Origin of the sequence: Bacteroides sp. AM23-12 (assembly GCF_003434395.1) — a bacterium.
In the GTDB taxonomy this organism is placed as follows: Bacteria; Bacteroidota; Bacteroidia; order Bacteroidales; family Bacteroidaceae; genus Bacteroides; species Bacteroides thetaiotaomicron.
In genome coordinates this window covers 11,821-28,990 of record NZ_QTLF01000006.1, presented here as the reverse complement: position 1 = coordinate 28,990, position 17,170 = coordinate 11,821, and the positions used below count along the sequence as shown (strand labels likewise).

Annotated in this window: 11 protein-coding genes; 8 read left to right on the top strand and 3 right to left on the bottom strand. The window is 46.8% G+C overall.

Going from position 1 to position 17,170, the window contains the following annotated elements:
• Positions 1-2 precede the first annotated feature (2 nt).
• Positions 3-1,145, bottom strand: coding sequence for an efflux RND transporter periplasmic adaptor subunit (locus tag DW640_RS07905; RefSeq protein WP_081109807.1), 1,143 nt, complete (start codon positions 1,143-1,145; stop codon positions 3-5).
• A gap of 154 nt (positions 1,146-1,299) precedes the next feature.
• Here DW640_RS07905 and DW640_RS07900 point away from each other — a divergent pair, with 154 nt between their 5' ends.
• The 5 genes from DW640_RS07900 (at position 1,300) to DW640_RS07880 (ending at position 8,172) form a co-directional block, all read left to right on the top strand.
• Positions 1,300-2,148: a helix-turn-helix domain-containing protein gene (locus tag DW640_RS07900; protein ID WP_062694610.1), complete on the top strand. Its 849-nt coding sequence runs from the start codon at positions 1,300-1,302 to the stop codon at positions 2,146-2,148.
• 189 nt (positions 2,149-2,337) lie between these two features.
• Positions 2,338-4,629 carry an NADP-dependent malic enzyme gene (locus DW640_RS07895; RefSeq protein ID WP_008766293.1) on the top strand — a complete coding sequence of 764 codons (2,292 nt, stop codon included), beginning with the start codon at positions 2,338-2,340 and terminating at the stop codon, positions 4,627-4,629.
• Complete coding sequence (locus tag DW640_RS07890; protein WP_008761139.1) at positions 4,626-4,802, top strand: hypothetical protein; 177 nt, start codon at positions 4,626-4,628, stop codon at positions 4,800-4,802. Before DW640_RS07895 ends, DW640_RS07890 begins: the two co-directional genes overlap by 4 nt.
• Before the next feature lie 164 nt (positions 4,803-4,966).
• The gene (locus tag DW640_RS07885) at positions 4,967-6,301 is read left to right on the top strand and encodes an NADP-specific glutamate dehydrogenase (RefSeq protein WP_008766295.1); all 1,335 of its coding nucleotides are present in this window, start codon (positions 4,967-4,969) and stop codon (positions 6,299-6,301) included.
• A 404-nt stretch (positions 6,302-6,705) separates the two neighbouring features.
• Complete coding sequence (locus DW640_RS07880; protein ID WP_011108073.1) at positions 6,706-8,172, top strand: catalase; 1,467 nt, start codon at positions 6,706-6,708, stop codon at positions 8,170-8,172.
• A gap of 230 nt (positions 8,173-8,402) precedes the next feature.
• Here the strand turns inward: DW640_RS07880 and DW640_RS07875 are convergent, their stop codons facing one another.
• Positions 8,403-11,375, bottom strand: a complete 2,973-nt coding sequence (locus tag DW640_RS07875) for a PEP/pyruvate-binding domain-containing protein (protein ID WP_117577782.1) — start codon at positions 11,373-11,375, stop codon at positions 8,403-8,405.
• Between the two features lie 366 nt (positions 11,376-11,741).
• On the opposite strand from DW640_RS07875, the gene gdhA reads away from it, so the two are divergent.
• Together gdhA and DW640_RS07865 are read left to right on the top strand one after the other, a co-directional pair.
• Positions 11,742-13,079 (top strand): NADP-specific glutamate dehydrogenase, encoded by a 1,338-nt coding sequence (gene gdhA, locus DW640_RS07870; RefSeq protein WP_062695904.1) that lies wholly within the window; start codon positions 11,742-11,744, stop codon positions 13,077-13,079.
• Positions 13,080-13,231: 152 nt separating this feature from the next.
• On the top strand, positions 13,232-14,395 hold the full coding sequence (locus DW640_RS07865) for a Xaa-Pro peptidase family protein (RefSeq protein WP_008766347.1): 1,164 nt from the start codon (positions 13,232-13,234) through the stop codon (positions 14,393-14,395).
• A 137-nt stretch (positions 14,396-14,532) separates the two neighbouring features.
• On the opposite strand, the gene DW640_RS07860 is transcribed toward DW640_RS07865, so the two are convergent.
• Entirely contained in the window at positions 14,533-15,966 is a 1,434-nt protein-coding gene (locus DW640_RS07860) for a CCA tRNA nucleotidyltransferase (protein ID WP_199610294.1), read from the bottom strand.
• Between the two features lie 300 nt (positions 15,967-16,266).
• On the opposite strand from DW640_RS07860, the gene DW640_RS23705 reads away from it, so the two are divergent.
• Entirely contained in the window at positions 16,267-17,106 is an 840-nt protein-coding gene (locus tag DW640_RS23705; RefSeq protein WP_199610302.1) for a hypothetical protein, read from the top strand.
• The last annotated feature ends 64 nt before the right edge of the window (positions 17,107-17,170 follow it).

The window sequence follows — 17,170 nt, the reverse complement described above, 5'->3', positions numbered from 1 at the left end:
GTTTAATTTTCAGTAGTTGTCGTAGATGCCTGGGCAGTCTTTGCCTTAATCGGAGTACCTTCACGAAGCAATCCTACGCCTTCCGCCACAATCACATCGCCCGGAGCCAGTCCTTCATCCACGATAAATTCGCGGCCGCCGTTCACACGGGTCACCTGCACCAAGGCAGATTGCGCTTTGCCGTCTACTACCTTATATACATATCTCTTATCCTGTATTTCGAACGTAGCTCCCTGCGGAATCACCAAAGCTCCCGTTTTCTGTACCGGAATCACTACGTTACCCGCACCGCCGCTGTGCAGCAGTCCGTCCTTATTAGGGAAAACGGCACGCAGGCTGACAGTACCCGTCGAACGGTCAATGACTCCGCTGATAGACTCGATCTGTCCCTGTTCGGGATAAGCCGATTTATCGTTCAGCTGCAAGTCGATGGCAGGCATACTTTTCAGCGCCTCGTCTTTAGAGCCATACTGGCGAATCAATCCCAGCAACTGGTTTTCCGTCATTGAGAAGTAGACGTACATGTCCGAATTGTCGGAAACGGTGGTCAGCGGTTCGGGAATGCTGGAACTCACCAACGCACCTACGCGATAAGGCAATGTACCTACCACTCCGTCTGCCGGACTCTTCACTACCGTATAAGAAAGGTTATTACGGGCGCTCACTTCTTGTGCCTTGGCCTGTGCCAGTTGGGCTTTGGCAGCCAGAAGAGAATTTTTTGCCGTACTCAGATCGAAAGCGGAAACTACATTCTCCTTATACAGTTCCTCTTTGCTGTCGTAAGTCAGCTGTGCCGTTGCCAGAGACGCTTTGGCTGACTCTACATTCGCCACTGCCGTCTGCAGGGCTGCCTCATACGGCACTTGGTCGATGATGAACAGCGTCTGTCCGCTCTTCACCCGCTGTCCTTCGGTGACACTGACTTTTGTCAGCGTACCGCCTACCTGTGGATAAATATCGATGTCCTGACGTCCGCGGATGGTCGCCGAATAGGCACTCGAAATCATCCGGTCGGTCGGAGAAACGGTCATTACTTCATATCCTGTTTCCATTTGTGTGGGTGGAGCTTGCTTACAACCTACAGCAGCAACCAGACAACCGAGCAACAATAGCCCTTGCTTCATTTTACATACCTTTTTACTCATTGTGTTACCTATTAAAATTTTTGATCGCGGCAAAGGTAGACTCTTTTCACCACAGAAAACTGGTCATAGTGCTTAGAGTTTTGTTCATTTTCGGAACAATATGAGCGATATTTAGTGAAAAAGTCCTATTTTTGCCCACTAAATAAGAATAGTTATGATACAGAGAAACTCTACCCTTGCCGTTCTCCGGGAATCATTTGTTGCCGGAAGCGATGAGAATTTGTCACCTATCATGCATCACCTCTGGAAAATGGAAGGGGGTGCCATCTATTTCTGCCGCAGTGGATGGGCACACGTCACCATCGATCTGAAAGAGTACGAAATCATCAAAAACACTCAGGTGGTACTGCTGCCGGGAAGCATTATCCGCATCAATGGCAGCAGCAGTGACTTCACAGCCTCCTTTTTCGGATTTCCCAAAGATATGTTTCGGGAAGCCTGCCTGCGGTTAGAACCGACCTTCTTCCGCTTTATGAAGGAAAGACCGTGCTATGTACTTCCCGATAAGGATACCGGAGCTATCAACGGATTGATACAGGCGACAACTGCTATTTATAATGATCGCGAGAACCGCTTCCGCAACCAGATAGCCAAGAATCATCTCCAATCCTTCATGCTGGATATTTACGATAAATGCTACCGCTACTTCGACAAACAGGAAATAGAAGGGGGAAGCCGGCAGGACGAAATCTTCAAGAAGTTTGTCGCATTGGTGCACGAAAACTGCATTTCACAACGGGAAGTTAACTTCTACGCCAACGAACTTTGTATTTCGACCAAATACCTGACAGGCATCTGCCGCAGTGTGACCGGAGATTCTGCCAAAAAGATCATTGATGATTTCGCCATTCTAGAGATCAAAGTACTGCTTCAGTCTACGGAGCTGACAATGCAGGATATAGCCGACCGGCTCGGTTTCCCGGACCAGTCGTATTTAGGAAGATATTTCAAACGGCATGAAGGAATGTCGCCTAGAGAATATCAAAACAGATATGTTATATAGCAATCAGAAAAAAGAAATAACCATTATACATTAAGGAGTACAGAGACCCGGATAGCAACCATAAGTTTGTGCAAAATCAGTCATTTTGCTATAAAATTAATAGAAATTATCATCTAAAGACAACAATGTATAACTTTTATTCCTACATTTGCAGCCAAATGATAACTTATTAATAAAAATACCAATACCATGGCTAAAATAACCAAAGAAGCCGCTTTGCTCTACCATTCGCAGGGCAAACCCGGTAAGATCGAGGTAGTTCCTACCAAACCTTACAGTACACAAACTGATTTATCACTTGCATACTCTCCCGGCGTGGCAGAGCCTTGCCTCGAAATAGAGAAGAATCCGCAGGACGCTTACAAATACACAGCCAAAGGCAACCTGGTAGCTGTTATTTCTAACGGTACAGCCGTACTCGGACTGGGTGACATAGGCGCACTGAGCGGCAAACCGGTGATGGAAGGCAAAGGTCTGCTTTTCAAAATCTACGCAGGAATCGACGTGTTCGATATCGAAGTGGACGAGAAAGACCCGGAGAAATTCATCGCTGCCGTAAAAGCAATCGCTCCTACTTTCGGCGGTATCAATCTGGAAGACATCAAAGCTCCCGAATGTTTCGAAATCGAACGCCGTCTGAAAGAAGAACTTGACATCCCTGTGATGCACGACGATCAGCACGGAACCGCTATCATCTCCAGCGCCGGACTGGTAAATGCCCTGCAAGTGGCCGGAAAGAAAATAGAGGATGTGAAAATCGTCGTAAACGGTGCCGGAGCATCTGCCGTATCCTGTACCAAATTATATGTATCACTGGGGGCACGCCTCGAAAATATCGTCATGCTGGACAGCAAAGGCGTTATCAGCAAGACACGTACCGACCTCAACGAACAGAAGAGATATTTTGCCACCGACCGCACGGATATCCACACACTGGAAGAAGCGATCAAAGGCGCTGATGTATTCCTCGGCTTGTCCAAAGGTAACGTACTGAGTCAGGACATGGTGCGCAGCATGGCTCCCATGCCGATCGTATTCGCACTGGCAAACCCGACACCGGAAATCTCTTACGAAGATGCAATGAGCGCCCGCCCCGACGTACTGATGGCAACCGGACGTTCCGACTATCCGAACCAGATCAACAACGTAATCGGCTTCCCGTACATCTTCCGCGGCGCACTCGATACACAGGCCAAAGCGATCAACGAAGAAATGAAAATCGCAGCAGTACATGCTATCGCCAATCTGGCAAAACAGCCTGTACCTGATGTAGTGAACACAGCATACCACGTCAACAACCTCTCTTTCGGTCCGGAATACTTCATCCCGAAACCGGTAGACCCGCGCCTCATCACCGAAGTTTCCTGTGCCGTAGCCAAAGCAGCCATGGAAAGCGGAGTGGCACGCACGGAAATCAAAGACTGGGACGCTTACTGCGTGCATCTGCGCGAACTGATGGGATACGAATCCAAACTGACCCGCCAGCTTTATGACACCGCCCGCCGCAACCCACAACGTGTCGTATTCGCCGAAGGCATCCATCCCAACATGCTGAAAGCCGCCGTCGAAGCAAAAGCCGAAGGCATCTGCCATCCTATCTTATTAGGAAACGACGAAGCAATCGGCAAACTGGCCGAAGAACTCGACCTGAGCCTGGAAGGCATCGAAATCGTCAATCTCCGCCATCCGGACGAGTCGGAACGCCGCGAACGCTACTCACGCATCCTTGCCGAAAAACGTGCCCGCGAAGGCTTTACCTACGAAGAAGCCAACGACAAGATGTTCGAACGCAACTACTTCGGTATGATGATGGTAGAAACCGGAGATGCAGACGCATTTATCACCGGACTCTACACCAGATACAGCAACACCATCAAAGTTGCCAAAGAAGTAATCGGCATCCAGCCCGGATTCAACCATTTCGGAACGATGCACATTCTTAATTCAAAGAAGGGTACCTACTTCCTGGCAGATACGCTGATCAACCGTCATCCGGATACGGAAACTCTGATTGACATCGCCAAACTGGCTGACAAGACAGTCCGTTTCTTCAACCATACACCGGTCATCTCGATGTTGTCGTACTCCAACTTCGGCGCCGATACCTCCGGCAGCCCTGTCAAAGTGCACGGAGCAGTGAACTATATGCAGAAGGAATATCCGGAACTCGCCATCGACGGTGAAATGCAGGTGAACTTTGCCATGAACCGCGAACTGCGTGACGCCAAGTATCCGTTCACCCGCCTGAAAGGTAAAGACGTGAATACGCTGATCTTCCCGAACCTGAGTTCCGCCAACGCAGGATACAAACTGCTGCAGGCAATGGACCCCGATACGGAATTTATCGGCCCTATCCAGATGGGATTGAACAAGCCTATCCATTTCACTGACTTTGAAAGTTCTGTCCGCGACATCGTGAACATCACAGCCGTAGCCGTGATCGACGCCATCGTAGTGAAGAAGAAAAACGAAAGCCGATGAGAAGGCCGTTATCAAAATCACAAATAGTTTGCGTCAGCCTGCTTTGGCTGGCGCTTTGCTATTTAGTTCTCACAAAAGCCGAACGTATTGACGGTATGACGATAGTAATGCTTGTCATTTCGGCAGCATTAGTCTTTATTCCTGTCTATAAGTCGATGAAAAAGAATAAATAAATATCTTTTTTCTGAGTTTTAATGCAATAAAATATCAAATTTGATGTTTTATTGCATTTTTCTTTATAAAATGTTTGCTAGTTCAATTTTTATCTTTACTTTTGCAACCGCATAAAAGAAATAGGTAATCGAAATTTAATCAACCAATAAAAGAAAAAAAGATTATGAATGCAGCAAAGGTATTAGACGATCTGAAAAGACGGTTCCCCAATGAACCGGAGTATCATCAGGCAGTAGAAGAAGTACTTTCTACTATTGAAGAAGAATACAACAAACACCCGGAGTTTGACAAAGCAAACTTAATCGAACGCTTGTGTATTCCTGATAGAGTATTTCAGTTCCGTGTAACTTGGATGGACGACAAAGGTAATATTCAGACAAACATGGGTTACCGTGTTCAGCACAACAACGCTATCGGCCCGTACAAAGGCGGTATCCGTTTCCACGCATCTGTAAACCTTTCCATCCTGAAATTCCTTGCCTTTGAGCAGACATTCAAAAACTCACTGACTACGCTGCCTATGGGTGGTGGTAAGGGTGGTTCCGACTTCTCTCCACGTGGTAAGTCAAACGCTGAAGTAATGCGTTTCGTACAGGCATTCATGCTGGAACTGTGGCGTCACATCGGTCCCGAAACTGACGTACCTGCAGGTGATATCGGTGTAGGTGGCCGCGAAGTAGGTTTCATGTTCGGTATGTACAAGAAGCTGGCTCACGAATTTACCGGCACATTCACTGGTAAAGGCCGCGAATTCGGTGGTTCACTGATTCGTCCGGAAGCTACCGGTTACGGTAACATCTACTTCCTGATGGAAATGCTGAAAACCAAAGGTACTGACCTGAAAGGTAAAGTTTGTCTTGTTTCCGGTTCGGGTAACGTAGCTCAATATACAATCGAAAAAGTAATCGAACTGGGTGGTAAAGTAGTTACTTGCTCCGACTCTGACGGTTACATCTACGATCCGGACGGTATCGACCGCGAAAAGCTGGATTACATCATGGAACTGAAGAACCTGTACCGTGGTCGTATCCGCGAATACGCAGAGAAATATGGTTGCAAATATGTAGAAGGAGCTAAGCCTTGGGGTGAAAAATGCGATATCGCACTGCCTTCTGCCACTCAGAACGAATTGAACGGCGACCACGCCCGTCAGTTGGTAGCAAACGGCTGTATAGCTGTATCTGAGGGAGCAAACATGCCTTCTACTCCGGAAGCTATCAAAGTATTCCAGGACGCTAAGATTCTGTACGCTCCGGGTAAAGCAGCTAATGCAGGTGGTGTATCAGTATCAGGTCTTGAAATGACTCAGAACTCCATCAAGTTGAGCTGGAGCGCTGAAGAAGTAGACGAAAAGTTGAAGAGCATCATGAAGAATATCCACGAAGCCTGCGTTCAGTATGGTACTGAAGCCGACGGATATGTAAACTATGTGAAAGGTGCTAACGTAGCCGGATTCATGAAGGTTGCCAAAGCTATGATGGCTCAGGGTATCGTATAATCAGCAAGATATAAGAAAGCTATAGTCATTTTTAAGATAAAGGCTCCCGCCTTCCGAAAGGAAGGACGGGAGTTTTTTTTATGTTGTACCGCAGTGATGAAAAACAAGTAAAAGAGTGCAGGCAAACATGTAAAAGAGTGAGTGACAGGAAGTACTTCATTCCGGCAAATGATGTAGAAGAAAAAGGCAAAAGAAGTACATGACTTGGATGAAAGATGTACTTGAAATAAAAAATATCGGAGGTTTTAAAGATTGTTCATAGTTATTCTCTATCTTTAGATAGAAATTATCAGTTTGACAAGCAAGCAAAATCGGTCTATCTTTGTTACATATTATAAACCCGGACAGAAGAATAAAAAAGACTTCGGTTTATTTAAACTTTGCCTCCGACTAACATCTATTTTATGGAAGAAAAAAAACTAACTGCCGCGAACGGTCGTCCCATTGCCGACAATCAGAATTCGCAAACCGCAGGTCAACGCGGACCTGTCATGTTACAAGACCCATGGCTTATTGAAAAGCTTGCTCATTTTGATCGTGAAGTGATTCCGGAAAGACGTATGCACGCCAAAGGTTCGGGAGCTTTCGGTACATTTACCGTCACTCACGACATTACGAAGTACACCCGTGCAGCCATTTTCAGCGAAGTCGGAAAGCAAACTGAATGTTTCGTCCGTTTCTCTACCGTAGCCGGAGAGCGTGGGGCGGCAGATGCCGAACGTGATATCCGCGGTTTTGCCATGAAATTCTACACCGAAGAGGGCAACTGGGATTTAGTCGGAAACAACACTCCTGTCTTTTTCTTACGTGATCCGCTTAAATTTCCGGATTTGAATCATGCCATCAAGCGCGACCCGAAAACGAACATGCGCAGCCCTAACAGCAACTGGGACTTCTGGACACTTCTGCCCGAAGCGCTTCATCAGGTGACAATCACTATGAGCCCTCGCGGCATTCCTTACTCCTATCGCCATATGCACGGATTCGGAAGCCACACCTATAGTTTTATCAATGCGGACAACCAGCGTATCTGGGTGAAATTCCACCTGCGCACCTTGCAGGGAATCAAAAACCTGACAGATCAGGAAGCGGAAGCGATCATCGCCAAAGACCGCGAATCTCATCAACGCGACCTTTTTGAAAGCATCGAAAAGGGAGATTACCCGAAATGGTTATTCCAGATTCAGTTAATGACGGAAGAGGAAGCAGACCATTACCGCATCAACCCGTTCGACCTGACCAAAGTATGGCCGCACAAAGACTTCCCGCTACAAGACGTCGGAATCCTTGAACTGAACCGTAATCCGGAAAACTATTTCGCAGAAGTAGAACAAGCTGCTTTCAACCCGATCAATACCGTAGACGGCATCGGATTCTCACCGGACAAGATGTTACAGGGACGTCTGTTCTCTTACGGCGATGCACAGCGTTATCGTCTCGGAGTGAACTCCGAACAGATTCCGGTGAATAAACCCCGTTGCCCGTTCCATGCTTACCACCGTGACGGAGCCATGCGTGTAGACGGCAACTACGGTGCAACCAAAGGCTACGAACCCAACAGCTACGGAGAATGGAAAGACTCTCCTCACATGAAAGAACCGCCTCTCAAAGCATCCGGCAACGGAGAGATATACAATTATAATGAACGCGAATACGATGATGATTACTACAGCCAGCCGGGCGATCTGTTCCGACTGATGCCGGCAGACGAGCAGCAACTTCTGTTTGAAAACACGGCACGTGCTATGGGAGACTCCGAATTATTCATCAAACAGCGTCACACCCGCAACTGCTACAAAGCAGACCCCGCATACGGTGCCGGAGTCGCCAAAGCATTGGGCATTGATCTGCAAGAAGCATTGAAAGAATAAAAGAACAACCAACCATTTGTAAAAGAAAGAGCATATTTCCCGACGGATTTATGCTCTTTTTTTCGACAGAACAGTAAACAGATGTATATCAGCAGAATAAAAATCCTTTTTTATTCCTTTAAAAGGAATGCCCCGTTGGTTTAAAACCAACGGAACTATTTAAAAAAAGTTCTGCTTTTCCAATGAGAGCAGAACTTTTTTGTTTTATTTATTTATCAACCGGAAAGAGATCAGTCAATCCCCGGCATCAGAACAACACCGAGCTTCTTCTTACCATCCATCTTGACTACCATCGGCTTTTCAAAGCGGACATGACGCAGGAATTTCGTTTCTTCCACCGCAGGTTGGGCGTTGAGGAAATCCTGATTGTAGACTCCGTCATTCATAAAGGCATTGATCGTAAAATAGCCTACGCCGAACGAAGTGAGGTTCTGGAAGAAGTGAGTTCCCTGACTCGGGTCTACACGATAATTGGTCAGTCCGGCCTCCACTATCACACGGGCGGCGGAGATATGCGGCCACTTCACCGGAATGCCCAGCCATGTGTCACTGCTGCCCCAACGTCCCGGACCTACAAGTACATAATTCCTTCCTGCATTGAGGAATTGCAGGTTCATCTTCTCTATTTCCCAGGCAATGGCCTGATTGTTCGAAGCACTGTATCCATCCGTCTTGACGTAGACGATATCATAAATTTCGTTCATGACGCCATGCCCCAATGAGTTATTGGAACGGAGCACCACGTCTTCATCCGGTATCAGCGTCAAGTCTTCGTCCAGCATTTCTTTGCTGTCCACAATCGGGCGGATTTGCAACAGGTAGAATGTACCCGTCTTATCTTGTTCACGGCTCAAGGTCGCGGCAAACTCAATCTCCACCGGGCGCCGCATTTCCTGTTCACCGTACTTCAAAACCAGTTGCAGGATGCGTGCCAGCGGGAATACATCGTGTTGAAGGATATTGGCAAACGTGATTACCTTGCGTCCACCGGGATACAAACCGTCACGGATCACCTGATCATACGGATCGTAAGTAGAAGCGATATAGCGTAACGAACCGTCACTTTCGGCTTCCTTCACATGAAGTTTCAACAGGTTAAAGCCGTCGTCGATAGAGAAATCATGCCCTGCGTTTTTCAAGTCCAATGCGTAGAAACGGGTCTGTGTTTCTTTCAGGGCTATTTCCATTTCACTGGTTTGCAACACTTGATTCGGGTGATAAGGAGAGAAACGAAGCGTCATACCTCCGTCTACAATATATTTTCCTAATCCAAGAGCCAGGTTCACCGTGCCTTCTTCGGCTTTTTCATCTCCCAAGGGATAATAATTGAGCGAACGTGCCACGCCGGACATAGACGGGTAGTAACGGTCTCCGTATTGATTTCCCACAACTTCCTGCAAGATGACTGCCATCTTTTCCTGGTCGATCACGTTCGATGTAGCCTGCATATAGGCTTTACTGTCTCTGAAGTAAACAGACGCATAGACTCCTTTGATCGCATCGGAAAGCATACGGAGCATTTCGTAACGGTCGTCCAAATAAGGAATCATATACGTATTGTATATTCCGGCAAACGGCTGATAATGAGAATCTTCTAACAAAGAAGATGAACGGATGGCAATCGGGGACTTCACCACATCAAAGAAGGTGAAGAAGTCCTCTACCAACCGGTCGGGCAGTTTCGCCTTTAGGAAATATCGTAGAATCGTATCATCGTCGGCATCCGATAGAGCGATTTGATAAAGATTATTGGTCTCCATAAACTCGTCGAAGACATCGGTACACAGTACCACTGTCTTAGGAATTGCCACCCGTGCATTTTCGAACTCTTCAAATTCGGGATAACGCTTCACCATATTATCAATGAAGGCAAGGCCACGGCCTTTTCCTCCCAGCGAACCGTCGCCGATACGGGCAAAGTTGGAGTAACGGTCGAAACGGTCACGTTTGAAGACGGCAACCACTCCCTGATTTTTCATCTTCCGGTACTTCACGATCGCCTCGAAGATAATCCGGCGGTGTGCATCTACGTCCTGAAGACTGGTCCACGTGATCGGCTTCAGAAACTCGGCTACCGGAAACATGGCACGCGAATAGAGCCAGCGCGAAACGTGATTCCGGCTGATATGATACAAGAAGGACTCGGCAGGCACGGCAAACAGGATATTCTGCAGCTCTTTCAGGTTCCGCACACGGGCAATCTCTTCTCCGGTCTCCGGATTGCGGAACACAAAGTCACCGAACCCGAAGTTATCGGAAACGATGCGCCGCAGGTCAACGTCCATCTTTTTAGAATTCTTATCGATAAAGCTGGCACCGTATTTGGCGGCATACGAAGAGTTTTCCGATTCGGAGGACTGGATAATCAACGGTACGAACGGATCGTTCTTGCGTATGGCGGCACAAAGCTTGATACCTGCCAGACCGTCTTTCTCGCCCCGTTCCACTTTCGGGAAACGGACGTCGGTAATGACTCCTAATATATTATTCTGGTATTTGCGATAGATTTCCATCGCTTCCTGATACGTACGCGCCAAAACGATTTTAGGACGCCCACGCATACGAAGCGTGCGCTGGTGCGCATTCAGAGCTTCGGTAGAAAATTCCTGGCTCTGCTTCAACACGAATTTATACAGGTTGGGAAGAATGGAAGAATAGAACCGGATGCCGTCTTCCACCAAAAGTATCATCTGCACGCCTACTTCCTGCACATCATGTTCGAGGTTCATCTTATCTTCCATCAGTTTGATAATAGAAACCAACAGGTCGGTATTGCCCAGCCAGCAGAACACGTATTCAAATGCGCTCAGGTCTTCGTTGATAATCCGCTTCGTAATACCGTGACTGAAAGGAGTCAGGATAACGATCGGAATATGTTCGTATTTCTCTTTAATATGCCGCCCGATATCAAAACTGTCATTGTCTCCCGTACTCGGCATACAGATCACCAGATCGAATGACACATTCTCCAACTGCGTCAATGCTTCCTCTTCCGTAGAAACCTGTGAGAAACGAGGCGGATAACGAAGTGACAAGGATGTATATTCATTAAATATTTTTTCGTCAATGCGTCCGTCATCTTCCAGCATGAAAGCGTCATACGGGTTGGCAATCAACAGAACATTGAAAATCCGCCGTGTCATCAAATTGGCGAATTGCGTATCTTTGAAGTAAAGCTGGTTTAATTTATACTTGCTGAGCATAGTCTCTTTCTATTTTTTATTCCATAATGAAATGATTCATAGTACAGTCTACTTGACGTTTACCCTGCAAAGTTAATTTTTTAAATCTCATTTGCTATCATCTTCTTTATAAAGTTTATAATAGGTAATAAGTAATAGGTAATAAGTAATAGGTAACAAGTAATAACCATGCGGTTTACAGCGCAGCTTATTACTTATTACTTATTACTTATTACCTATTACTTATTACCTATCACCTACCACTATCATTTTATCATTATTTAATCAAAATATCACCATAAAACCAATCATATTTGAAAAATTTTCCTATATTTGCAGTGTGAGCAGTTTACATTTTATCAGAATAACCTTTTAAAATATGATATCATGAACATCCAGAAAATCATGTCCTCTTTGGAGGCAAAGCACCCCGGTGAATTAGAGTATCTTCAAGCAGTAAAAGAAGTTCTTCTTTCGATCGAAGATATATACAATCAGCATCCCGAATTTGAAAAGGCCAAGATCATAGAAAGACTGGTAGAACCTGATCGTATCTTCACTTTCCGTGTCACTTGGGTAGACGATAAAGGGGAAGTTCAGACCAATCTCGGTTATCGTGTACAGTTCAACAATGCAATCGGTCCGTACAAAGGCGGTATCCGTTTCCATGCTTCCGTCAACCTCTCCATTTTGAAATTCCTCGGCTTCGAGCAGACATTCAAGAATGCGCTGACTACCCTTCCGATGGGTGGCGGCAAAGGCGGTTCGGACTTCTCGCCCCGTGGCAAGAGCGATGCTGAAATCATGCGTTTCTGTCAGGCGTTTATGCTTGAATTGTGGCGCCATCTGGGACCGGACATGGATGTACCTGCCGGTGATATCGGTGTAGGCGGACGCGAAGTAGGTTATATGTTCGGTATGTACAAGAAGCTGACCCGCGAATTTACGGGAACCTTTACCGGAAAAGGACTGGAGTTCGGCGGTTCGCTGATTCGTCCGGAAGCTACCGGCTTCGGCGGTTTGTACTTCGTTTATCAGATGTTGCAGGCAAAAAATATAGATATCAAAGGCAAGACAGTCGCTATCTCCGGCTTCGGTAACGTAGCTTGGGGCGCTGCCACCAAGGCGACCGAATTGGGTGCCAAAGTAATTACGATCTCCGGACCAGACGGATATATCTACGATCCGGACGGCATCAGCGGAGAAAAGATAGATTATATGCTCGAACTTCGGGCTTCGGGCAATGACATCGTTGCTCCTTACGCCGAAAAATATCCGGGTGCAACCTTCGTAGAGGGCAAGCGTCCGTGGGAAGTAAAAGCAGATATTGCACTTCCTTGCGCTACTCAGAACGAATTAAATGGAGAAGATGCACAAAATCTCATAAAAAATAACGTTCTTTGCATTGGAGAAATTTCCAACATGGGATGTACGCCGGAAGCAATCGACTTATTTATCGAAAAGAAAGTAATGTATGCTCCGGGTAAGGCAGTCAACGCCGGTGGTGTTGCCACTTCCGGACTGGAAATGTCTCAGAACGCCATGCACCTGAGCTGGAGCGCTGCTGAAGTGGACGAAAAACTCCACGCCATCATGCACGGTATCCATGCACAATGCGTGAAATACGGCACAGAACCCGACGGATATATCAATTATGTGAAGGGAGCTAACATTGCCGGATTCATGAAAGTAGCTCACGCAATGATGGGACAAGGCGTTATTTAAAAGAGACTTTGTTTAGTTGTATTTGTATTTGTGGTTTGCGCTGCTCGCCTCCTGTGACAGGACGCGGGTAGCGCTATTTTTTTGAGATTAACATTATTTTCTTCAATGGAATTAATTATCTTTGTAGCATTATACAGTAATAACAATAAAAAATGCTACAACCCGAATTAAAACTCCGCCGCGACAAGATTCGCAGTCTGATGGTGTCACAGGGCATTGATGCCGCCCTCATTACTTGTAATGCAAATTTAATCTACACCTATGGCTGTGTAGTCAGCGGCTATCTTTATCTCCCTCTTCATTCACCGGCACTGCTGTTTTTCAAGCGGCCCAACAATATCACAGGCGAACACTCGTTCCCCATCCGCAAGCCGGAACAGATCGTCGATATTCTGAAAGAAAAAGGTCTGCCTTTGCCCACTAAACTGATGCTGGAAGGCGACGAACTTCCTTATACCGAATATGTTCGTCTGGCAGGTTTGTTCCCGGACGCTGAAGTCGTGAACGGGACACCGCTGATCCGTCAGGCACGCAGCGTGAAGACAGCTATCGAAATCGAAATGTTCCGTCGTTCGGGCATGGCGCATGCCAAGGCATACGAACAGATTCCGTTCGCATATTACCCTGGAATGACAGATATCGAGTTCTCGATAGAAATCGAACGTCTGATGCGTCTTCAAGGTTGCCTCGGCATCTTCCGCGTGTTTGGCCGCAGCATGGAAATCTTCATGGGAAGTGTGCTGACCGGAGATAATGCCGGTTATCCTTCTCCCTACGATTTTGCTTTAGGGGGTCGCGGACTCGATCCTGCCTTGCCCGGAGGCGCTGACAAGACTCCGCTGAAAGAAGGACAAAGTGTTATGGTCGATCTGGGAGGCAACTTCAACGGATATATGGGCGATATGAGCCGTGTGTTCTCTATCGGCAAATTGTCGGAAGAAGCATATACCGCTCATCAGGTTTGTCTGGATATTCAGGAAAAGATCGCTTCGATCGCCAGACCCGGCATTCCTTGCGAAATGCTGTATAACACTGCAATCGAAATGGTTACCCAGGCAGGTTTTGCCGATAAGTTCATGGGAACGGGACAGCAAGCCAAGTTCATCGGTCACGGCATCGGACTTGAAATCAACGAAGCGCCTGTACTTGCTCCGCGCATCAAACAGGAACTGGAACCGGGCATGGTCTTTGCTCTCGAACCGAAAATCGTTCTTCCCGGTGTAGGCCCTGTAGGTATCGAAAACTCTTGGGTAGTGACAAACGAAGGAGTTGAGAAACTGACTAACTGCAATGAAGAAATTATAGAATTGTCATAAGGGACTGACTAAAAAGTCGGTTCTACCTCTATTGGGGCTGACTAAAAAGTCAATTCTATCTCTATTCTCCTCCTTCGGGAAGGAGGAGAATAGAGATAGAATTGACTTTTTAGCCACTCCAATTTGAACAAGAAAAGCTATTTTACAGGCTTCAGCCCCATCTTCGCCGCCCGTTCCAGCATAAAAGCATGGGCTGCCTCATACTCATTGGGGATAACTCCATCCAGAATAGCATCCTTTATCGCACTTTTCAAAGCACCGACTTCACGACAGGGCTGTAAGCCGAAAGTTTCCATGATCTCTTCTCCACTCACCGGAGGCTGGAAATTACGGACACGGTCTTTTTCTTCAAGGTCTTTCAACTTTTGGCGAACCAGCTGGAAGTTATTCAGAAATCGCTGCTTGCGCTCCATGTTTTTCGAAGTGATGTCCGCTTCACAAAGTGTCATCAAGTCGTCGATATCATCCCCCGCCTCAAAAAGCAGACGGCGTACGGCAGAATCTGTCACTACATCATCCGCTATCACAATGGGACGCATGTGCAAGCTGACCATTTTCTGCACATACTTCATCTTCTCATTCATCGGCAACTTCATCTTCCGGAAAATATTCGGAATCATCTTCTCACCGATAAAATTATGATTATGGAACGTCCAGCCCGCTTTAGGCTCCCAACGTTTCGTTGCAGGCTTGGCGATATCGTGCAGCAAAGCTGCCCAACGCAACCAGAGATTATCCGTCTTTTTGCTGATATTGTCCAGCACTTCCAGCGTATGGTAAAAGTTATCCTTGTGCGACCGTCCGTTTCGTGTTTCTACTCCCTGCAAGGCAGCCAGTTCCGGAAAAATTAACGGAAGCAGTCCGCTTCGTTCCAGTTCTACAAAGCCTTTTGAAGGGATAGGCGAAAGAATGATCTTGTTCAGCTCATCCGCAATCCGTTCACGGGATATGATTTCAATCCGGTCTTTGTTACGGCAGAGCGATTCGAACGTATCGTCATCGATATAAAAATTCAGTTGCGTGGCAAAGCGAATGCAACGCATCATGCGCAGCGGGTCGTCACTGAACGTGATATCCGGATCGAGGGGTGTGCGGATGGTCTTTTCCTTCATGTCCGCCATGCCGCCAAACGGGTCAACCAGTTCGCCAAAGCGTGCTTTGTTCAGGCAGACAGCCATCGCGTTAATAGTAAAGTCACGGCGGTTTTGATCGTCCTCCAATGTTCCGTCTTCCACGATGGGCTTCCGTGAATCCCGTTGATAGGATTCTTTGCGGGCACCTACAAATTCGACTTCCGTAACTTTATATTTCACTTGTGCCGTACCGAAATTCTTGAAAACAGAGACGTGCGCACCACGCCCCAAGCGTTTTCCAAGTGCTTCCGCCATTGCGATCCCGCTGCCTACTACTACTACATCTATATCTTTGGAAGGACGTTGCAGAAAAATATCACGAACGTAACCGCCTACCACGTAACACTCCAGTCCGAGTGCGTCAGCGGTTTCGGCAATGTGTCCGAAGATCGGTTCGCTAAAATACTGTTTCAGTTCCTCTTGAGTCAACTCTATCATCTTTTTAATGCTTAACGACTGGCAACAGACAGTTAAATAGTTGATGAAAACACCGGTCGGGCGGTCCATAATCATCAAACACTTATTGCCAATACAAGTTTTGAGGGGGCAAAATTACAAAAATAAGGGATATATTTGTATTTTTGTCGCTATAAAGTAAACGATGAACGGGCGAGGAACGGTAAACGGCAAGTAACACGAACGGCAAACCGCAAGTAACGAACAGTTGGCGGTAAGTCGTGAACACTGCACGTCCCATCTCCATCGCAAATCGTCTAATAGTAAAATGTAAATGGTATGATGAAAAAACTGATTATCTTCTTTTGCGGCACGCTGGCACTGACAGCCTGCGGAAACGGCATCGAGAAAAAAGCCAATGAAAAACTGACGATTGCCCGTGCTGCCTACGAACGTGGCGACTACGAAGAAGCAAAGACACAAATCGACAGTATCAAGATTTTGTATCCCAAAGCATTCGAGGCCCGCAAAGCCGGTCAGGAATTGATGCTGGATGTGGAACTCAAGGCTCAACAAGAGATTCTGGCCTTTCTGGACAGTGCTCTCCAGGCAAAGCAAGCAGCGTTTGACGCCATCAAAGGCAAGTACACCCTGGAGAAAGATGCCGAATATCAGCAAGTGGGTAACTACATATGGCCTACACAAGCCATCGAGAAGAATCTCCATCGTTCCTTCCTTCGCTTCCAAGTGAGCGAGCAGGGAATTATGAGCATGACTTCCATTTATTGCGGAGCCGGCAATATCCATCATGTAGGCGTCAAAGTGATGACTCCCGACGGCAGTTTTGCCGAAACTCCGACTTCGAAGGACAGCTACGAAACATCGGATATGAACGAGAAAATAGAAAAAGCCGATTACAAATTGGGAGAAGACGGTAACGTGATCGAATTTCTGAACCTCAACAAGGACAAGAATATCCGTGTGGTATTTATCGGCGACCGTAGATACACAACGACGATGAGTCCGACCGACCGACAGGCAGTAGCAGGCGTTTACGAACTGTCGAAAATCCTTTCCGCCATGCAGCAAATCAAGAAAGAACAGGAAGACGCCAATCTGAAAATCGGATTTATCAATAAGAAAAAAGAACGGAAAGCGATGGAAGAAGCTGCCGAAGAATAAAGGTTCTTTCGGAGTAACGGCTTTCCGGAAAAGTGATAAAAGCGCTATCGGAGAAGAATAAATC

Coding starts and splice junctions, on each gene's coding strand:
- DW640_RS07890 (WP_008761139.1), top strand. CDS start 4,626: ATGAGAAGGCCGTTATCAAAATCACAAATAGTTTGCGTCAGCCTGCTT.
- DW640_RS07900 (WP_062694610.1), top strand. CDS start 1,300: ATGATACAGAGAAACTCTACCCTTGCCGTTCTCCGGGAATCATTTGTT.
- DW640_RS07875 (WP_117577782.1), bottom strand. CDS start 11,375: ATGCTCAGCAAGTATAAATTAAACCAGCTTTACTTCAAAGATACGCAA.
- gdhA (WP_062695904.1), top strand. CDS start 11,742: ATGAACATCCAGAAAATCATGTCCTCTTTGGAGGCAAAGCACCCCGGT.
- DW640_RS07865 (WP_008766347.1), top strand. CDS start 13,232: ATGCTACAACCCGAATTAAAACTCCGCCGCGACAAGATTCGCAGTCTG.
- DW640_RS07880 (WP_011108073.1), top strand. CDS start 6,706: ATGGAAGAAAAAAAACTAACTGCCGCGAACGGTCGTCCCATTGCCGAC.
- DW640_RS23705 (WP_199610302.1), top strand. CDS start 16,267: ATGAAAAAACTGATTATCTTCTTTTGCGGCACGCTGGCACTGACAGCC.
- DW640_RS07905 (WP_081109807.1), bottom strand. CDS start 1,145: ATGAGTAAAAAGGTATGTAAAATGAAGCAAGGGCTATTGTTGCTCGGT.
- DW640_RS07895 (WP_008766293.1), top strand. CDS start 2,338: ATGGCTAAAATAACCAAAGAAGCCGCTTTGCTCTACCATTCGCAGGGC.
- DW640_RS07860 (WP_199610294.1), bottom strand. CDS start 15,966: ATGATAGAGTTGACTCAAGAGGAACTGAAACAGTATTTTAGCGAACCG.
- DW640_RS07885 (WP_008766295.1), top strand. CDS start 4,967: ATGAATGCAGCAAAGGTATTAGACGATCTGAAAAGACGGTTCCCCAAT.